Below are 7012 nucleotides of genomic sequence, written 5' to 3' on the forward strand. Positions count from 1 at the left end.
GCCGAGGCACGCCCCGAATTTGCGCCGAGGACCGAGCCTCATCCACCGTAAGCGACATCCGTCAGGATCAATCGCCGCACAGCACCCTGGAACCATCGAAAGTCAGCTTCTCAACTGATTTTCATGCATAGTCCGGGCTAGGGGATTCCCCTTACGGCTCGGGATCATTCCAGGTCTTGGAACGCAGCTCCACCCGATATCCCTCAGTGAACGTTGGTTCAATCCGATATGCTAGGCATGGCCTCCATCTCGAAACAGCCGATGCTGCTTCAATCCGTCAAGCCTCGTGAAACGCCTCGCGTCAACTCCGCATTCACGGATGAGTATGGTCTCAACGTCGAGGACCTGAGCTCGAAGCCCCTGGTCGAATGGATCCACCCGCTGGATCGACCGGCGCTGCAACACGCGATCGACATGGGGGAAGGTGAACTCCTTGCGCGGCATCTGACCAAGCAGGACGACTGGCGACTGCTGCGTTGGCGTGTGCAGACCGACGATGGACGAGTCGTCGTGCTGGCACAGTCACACCGCGCCTATGTGACCCCGGTCGAGGTTCCGGAACCTCCGTCCAGGGCAAAGAGTTCCCTGGCTGAGACGCTCGAAACGATGGTGCGCATTGTCGAATCGAAAGTGGATGGATGCAGATCATCGATCCTGTTGGTGGAGTCAGACGGTGAGCATGTGTCCGTCGGCGCAGGCCCGAGCATGCCCGCCGAATACAACCACGCGGTTCAGGGATTGCGAATCGGCCCGACCGTAGGCTCCTGTGGCACCGCCGCATTCTGGAACGTACCGGTGATCGTGGAGAACATCTACGAGGACCCGCTATGGAAGGATCTGCGAGAAGCCGCGAAGATTGCCGGGGTGTCCGCGTGCTGGTCCGTACCGGTAACCGGGGCGACTGGCGACGAAGTTCTGGGAGCCATGGCGCTCTACAAAGACGAGCCGGCCGCGCCTGGCCCTTTCGACATGGAGCTTCTCGAAATCTCGGCGCGCATGGTCGGGCTGGCAATCGAGCACGATCGAATGCAGGAGCAGCTCCGTGAGGCGACCAAGGCCGAAGCCATCGGTGTACTTGCGGGCGGCATTGCTCACGATTTCAACAACTTGATGTCGGCGGTGATGGGCAATGCAGAACTCGCGGGGATCTCGCTTCCGGCGGATTCGCCTGCCAGACTCAATCTCGAGAGGATCGTATCCACAAGCGAAGCGGCGTCCGACCTGTGCAGGCAGATGTTGGCGTATGCCGGCCGTGGTTCGAGTTCGAAGGAGATTCTCGATTGCGAGCTCCTGGTGAGAGAACTCGGCGATCTGATGAAGGCCGCGCTCTCGAAGAAGGTCTCGATGGTCTTCGAGCTGCACGATTCCCCGCTGGGCGTGTTCGGTGACCAAAGTCATCTTCGCCAGGTGTTCATGAATCTGATGACGAACGCCTCTGACGCGATCGGGAGTAACGGCGGGAGCATCGTCGTCGGAACGAAGCCGGTTTCGTTGGGGCCCGAAGACGTCGAACAGATCTCCTCCTACCCGCGGCTGCCACAAGGCGACTACGTTTGCGTCTCGGTCAGCGACACCGGGGAGGGGATGAGCCAGGATACGAAAGAGAAGATCTTCGACCCGTTCTTCACGACCAAGAGCTCCGGCCACGGCCTGGGCCTGGCCGCGGTGTTGGGGATCGTGAAGTCCCACAAGGGTGCGATTTCAGTGAACAGTGAGCTCGGCGTCGGGACCACGTTCACTGTCTGGCTGCCGTTGGCTTCGTTGGAGGCGGAACGCGATACGGCAGCGTTCGCCTCAGACGTGGCTTCGGAGGGCAAGCGGATTCTCGTCGTGGAGGATGAGAAGGCCGTGCGTCTGGTCATCGTGGCGATGCTCGAGACCGCGGGCTACAGGGTCGTTGAAGTCGAAGATGGCCAGGAAGCCGTGGACCTCTTCCGGAGCGATCCCGGCGGGTTCGATTGCGTCCTGCTCGACCTCAATATGCCGAAGCTGGATGGAGAAGAGGTCTTCGCGCAGCTTCAGGCGATTCGCAGCGACGTTCGTGTCATCTTGAACAGCGGGTTCACGGAAGAGGAACTCCTGACACGATTCCAGGGCTCAGGCCTCGCCGGGGTTCTCCACAAGCCGGCCCCCATGAAGACGTTGCTCGAAAAGGTCGAGGCGGCGCTGCTTCAGAACTAGCCGAAACGGTGTGGGCCTTCATGTCGAGACCGAGTGTGCCGCCTCGACGAGGTTGCGCATCATCCGGATCGCGTCGTCGTGGGGAACACGACCGCAACCGCATGAGGAAGAGACCAGCAGACGTTCGTCCGGGATGATGTCACGCAGGGCGGCAATCTGATCGGCCATCGCTTCGCTGCTCTGGGGCTCTGCCTTGACATCAGCGATGCCTGCAATCACCTCCATTGATTCCGGGATTTCGGACAGCAGGCCGCGCTCGTTCCACTGACCCGTGTAAGAGCATTCCAGATGCACCCGATCGATCTCGCCATCGAGGAGCTGGATCAGCGGGATCAGGTTGCGCAGATGCTGCTCCTGGGTCGCCGGCCGACGCCCCATGTCCCCCAGGCAGAAGTGAACCGTTCGACGGATTCCTGCGACTCGACGGAAGGGATGGACGATCCAGGGGGCGATCTCCTTCGGATCGCGGGATTCCACCAGCGCCAGAATGGCTTCGAAGGGTGCATCGAGTTGGATCTCCCGTGCGCCGGCACTCACCATGTCGAGTACTTCGTCCTCCACGATGCGAGCCACATTCTCCATCTGCTCGGGCAACGAGGGGTCCGTGGGAAACGAAAGCGTCATCGTGAGCGGGGAAGGAACGGCAGCCTTTTCGAGATCGGGTTGAATCGCCTTCTCGCGGCGATAGGCAAGTGCATGTCCCGTTCCCCGAGGCGCCTGGAGGTCACCTGCAATGCGGTAGTGTCCGATTCCTTCGGACCCCGCGCGATGGTCGCGCTCGCGAACGACTTCGAGGCCGACCAGGCGCGGCGGGACGTGGTGCACGAAATCGGGAGCAAAGACTTCTCCCCCCATGATCTGGTCGAGACCGCACGCCAGTTGCTCGTCCATGGCGATCCGAGCCGCCGCCTGCAACACGTCGTGCGCCTCTTCGTCGCTCGAATCGCCCTTGTAGTATTGAGTGAGCTTGGGCTTCAGTCCGAACGGAATGGGCCAGCTGCCGACGACGGTCGTGCGAATCATGTCGCGATTCTCTCACAAATCGGACGCGAAACGAGCCCCGCTACTCGGGCGCGCTGAGCCGCCACCGCGCGAGGAGATCAAAGCCCCGCGAGGCACCGCGGCTAACACGCCGGATCACTAGATCGGGGAATCCGCGATCACAGCCAGGCGTAGGCGCGCCGCAGCACCTCGGTGCCGCCGTGCTCGACCCAGGCGCCGTGGGACAGCACGATCCGCTCGGGCTTCCAGGCGAGCATTCGGTCGACTTGCTCGCGGGCCTCGGCACGGCGTCGGATCATCAGGTGCTCGAGCCAGGTCGCACCGGGTTCCTGGTTTCCGAGCAGACGGGCTACCACGCGGGTCCAGCGCGAGGAGTGGACACTGAGATTGAAGATGATGTCCGCGCAGATCATCGTGGTACTGGCCCGGTGGAAGAAGACGACTTCGTTCTCCATGCTGCGCGCGGCGAAGAACACCTGGTCGATCTCGCCCTGCCACTCCGGCTCCGGCTCGTCGCCCAGCGTTCGTGACCAGCGCAAGTCGTCGCGTTTGGCTTCGAGCCCAGGACAGGCACAGACCACCGCCTTGGGGTGGGCGTCGATCCACTCCCCCACGTGCAGATGATGGAACAGGCTTGGCGCCACCACGGCCTTGACGGGCCCGAGGGCGCCGACCGCCTCGCCGACGCCGGCGTCCAGCGAGGTGGGCGAGTGGACGAAGAGTCCGCCGTCGGCCAGGCGCACCACGGTCATGCGCGTGCCGGTCTCGACGCCCAGGAAGCGAAGGGGTCGAGTCGCCACCCAGGCATCGGGGGCGATCGCAGACAAGGGGGACTGATCCGTCACTACGCCGCCAAGATAGCCGGCTCTTTAGGGATCTATACCGAGGGCGCACGATCCCGCACGGGGGAGCAGGGACGCTTCCCTCCGGCCGGGCAATCGCGCTGATCGAGGCCGGCCCGGAATTCGCAGCGGATCCAATCACGATCGACGAGGTATAGCTCTGAGTTCAGCGCGATTGCATCCCCGCTCAGATGCTGCGAGCCTGCCCGGCATGAGCGGCGCCCCCCCTCGCAACGTTTCCAAGGCCGATCGCCCGCCCGCGGTACTCGTGGGCGTCCAGCTCCAGGGCGTCACGGACGAGGCCTTCGCGAGTTCGCTGAACGAACTCGAACGTCTGGGCAAGACGCTTGGATTGCGCGTCATCGGGCGCGTGACGCAGAAGCGCAAGGGCCTGGGCGGGAGCAACGTCGTCGGCGAGGGAAAGCTCCGGGAGCTCGCGGGCTACACGGGTGGGCAGGGCTTCGTTCCGAGCTATGCGCCACCCGGCTCCCGGGCGCGCTCGGAAGAGGACGAACCCGCGGACGATGCGGTTGAAACAGAGGTCGAAGAAGAAGAGGGCTCGCCCACCGATGCGGTCACCGTCCTCGTCGACCAGGACCTCACGCCGACGCAGATGCGCAACCTGGAGATGGCCACAGGCGTCGAGGTGCTCGACCGCTCGATGGTCATTCTCTCGATCTTCCAGCGCCACGCGCGCACCCGTGAGGCCAAGATCCAGGTCGAGATCGCGCGCCTCGTCTACATGGCACCGCGGCTTCGCGAGGCCAACGCGGGCACCGAACGGCAGCGCGGCGGGGTCGGCGGCAAGGGAGCGGGCGAATCGACTCTCGAGCTAGGCCGGCGCGCCGTGCGCGACCGCATCGCGGAGCTGCGGCGAAGCCTCGTCGTGGTGCAACGCGAAGCGGATGTGCAGCGAAGTCGTCGTAGCGGGAGCGCGACCCAGACGGTCGCTCTCGTCGGCTACACGAACGCGGGCAAGTCGCGGTTGATGCGCGCGCTGACGAACAACGCGATGTATGTCGCGGACCAGCTCTTCGCGACGCTGGACACCACGGTGCGCGCGCTGGTGCCCGAGACGCGCCCGCGGATCCTCGTCTCCGATACGGTCGGCTTCATCAAGGCTCTTCCCCACGATCTCGTTGCGTCGTTCCGCTCCACCCTGGAGGAAGCCCGGGACGCGAGCCTGCACCTGCACCTGGTAGATGCCTCGGACCCCGCATTCCGCAATCAGTACGACGTGACGCGCCAGGTGCTCGGCGAGATTGGTGCGGAGGACCACCCGCGCCTTCTGATCCTCAACAAATGCGATCTGATCTCCGAAACGCAGCGCTCGGCGCTCGCCGAAGAGTTTCCTGAGGCGGTCATGATGTCAGCGAAGTCGCCCGAGGACGTGCTCGCGCTGCACGGTCGAATTCGCGATTTCTTCGAACGCTCGATGGAAGAGGAAGAGTTCGTGATCCCGTACGATGAGCAGAGGAAGGTCGCCCTACTGCACGAACGCTGTCGCGTGCTCGATGAGCGCTACGACGAGGACGGCGCACACGTTCGAGTACGCGCACCTGCCGCATTGCTCGGCAGCCTCCGTCGCGAGATCTAGCCCTCGTTCGTCGGGCTAGGGGCGGATCTAGGAGTCCACGAGGCTCCGAGCAGATTCCCGCGAGACCATTGGTGTGCTGCGGAAGTGATGTGATCCGAGGAACCGCACCAGATCACTCGAACTCGTGGCTGCGGCCCTGCCGGCTGGCCATTGCGAAGAGTTCGCACGTGGCGCTCAGTCGATCGATCGCGAACGCTATTCATCATGATCCACGTCGGCAACGACCCCTACAGAATCCTGCCGGCTCCAACGTCACCCCCAATGTGCTTTTTCGAACACAGGGAAAGGCGATCGCCGCGGGATAGGAGCCGTGCCATGTTCCGGGTCGATCCATCCGGCGGTCGATGATTTGTAGGCGCGACACGTGCCACGGCCGGGCAGATCGGTAGAGTCTCGGCTCTCTCCTCCGCGAGGTGTCCAATGACTTCCAAGACAAGATCCCGCAGCGCGTCCGAGATCATGAACCGACGAGTGGAGGGCGTCGCCCCCGACGCCCCGATTGCCGCAGCGACCCACACGTTGATGCGGCGTGGCTACTCCGGCGCACCCGTCGTGGACGAAGGGGGGCAGCTGTTGGGGGTGCTGTCCGAGGAGGACTGCATCCGTGTGCTCGCAGAATCGATCTACGAAGGCTGGCCCGCAGGGACGGCCGCCGACCACATGACCCAGGAGGTCGAGGTGGCGGCGCCGGACGAGGACGTCTTTGCCGTGGCCGGACGCTTCTCGGAGGGCGGTCACCGCCGCATCTTCGTGGTGGACGAGGGCCGACTGGCCGGCATGATCTCGCGCCGCGACCTCCTTCGCGCTCTCGATAGCATGCGGGCCGAGGTCGAGCGTGGGGAACGGAGCGATACCTACAGCCTCATCCAGATTCGCCACCAGAAGTACGACTGACGATCGTGCGCGCTGCGCGCGATCGTTCCGACAGCGACGAAGCGTATTGGGGCCGTCCGGACGTGGCGTCGCCCTCTCCCGGGCCTAGTCTTCGGGCACGTAGCTGATGGTGCAGTGGTCTTCGCCAGCTCGAAGTTGTTGATCCAGTCCGCGCCGAGGGTGGAGGTGATCTCCTGATTCAGCCGCTTGCCCAGCGCGTCGGACCGAGTGCGTTCCGGATGTGGGTGGGCAACAACACCCAGGCGCACTGCTCGAGCTTTGGCTTCAGCTGGTTGATGAACCAGAACTAGCGGGAGCCGGCGGTGGGGCTCAGGCCGGAAGGCCGGTCCGCGAATTGCTCGTCGGGAAATGAGGATCACTAGTCCCTTGTCACACCAAAAGCTGGGGGTAGAGTCGTCGCAGTTTCACGCGGGCTTGTTGGGTCGTGAATTGCCAGTCGACGCCCTTCGTCGTTCGGTTGCGATCGTCTTGCCAGGCTTGGACTTGGCGCGTGAGA

5 protein-coding genes are annotated in these 7012 nt (G+C 63.7%); 3 read left to right on the forward strand and 2 right to left on the reverse strand.

What is annotated here, in order from left to right:
* The first annotated feature begins 237 nt into the window (after window positions 1–237).
* Complete coding sequence (locus tag GY937_20780) at window positions 238–2181, forward strand: response regulator (GenBank protein MCP5059147.1); 1944 nt, start codon at window positions 238–240, stop codon at window positions 2179–2181.
* 18 nt (window positions 2182–2199) lie between these two features.
* Here GY937_20780 and GY937_20785 read toward each other — a convergent pair whose 3' ends face one another.
* Together GY937_20785 and GY937_20790 are read right to left on the reverse strand one after the other, a co-directional pair.
* Window positions 2200–3204: a hypothetical protein gene (locus tag GY937_20785; protein ID MCP5059148.1), complete on the reverse strand. Its 1005-nt coding sequence runs from the start codon at window positions 3202–3204 to the stop codon at window positions 2200–2202.
* A 137-nt stretch (window positions 3205–3341) separates the two neighbouring features.
* Window positions 3342–4010 (reverse strand): DUF4336 domain-containing protein, encoded by a 669-nt coding sequence (locus GY937_20790; protein ID MCP5059149.1) that lies wholly within the window; start codon window positions 4008–4010, stop codon window positions 3342–3344.
* Window positions 4011–4236: 226 nt separating this feature from the next.
* On the opposite strand from GY937_20790, the gene hflX reads away from it, so the two are divergent.
* Window positions 4237–5622: a GTPase HflX gene (hflX, locus tag GY937_20795; GenBank protein MCP5059150.1), complete on the forward strand. Its 1386-nt coding sequence runs from the start codon at window positions 4237–4239 to the stop codon at window positions 5620–5622.
* Window positions 5623–6081: 459 nt separating this feature from the next.
* Window positions 6082–6516, forward strand: a complete 435-nt coding sequence (locus tag GY937_20800; protein MCP5059151.1) for a CBS domain-containing protein — start codon at window positions 6082–6084, stop codon at window positions 6514–6516.
* The last annotated feature ends 496 nt before the right edge of the window (window positions 6517–7012 follow it).

This window comes from bacterium, from assembly GCA_024228115.1.
GTDB lineage: Bacteria > Myxococcota_A > UBA9160 > UBA9160 > UBA6930.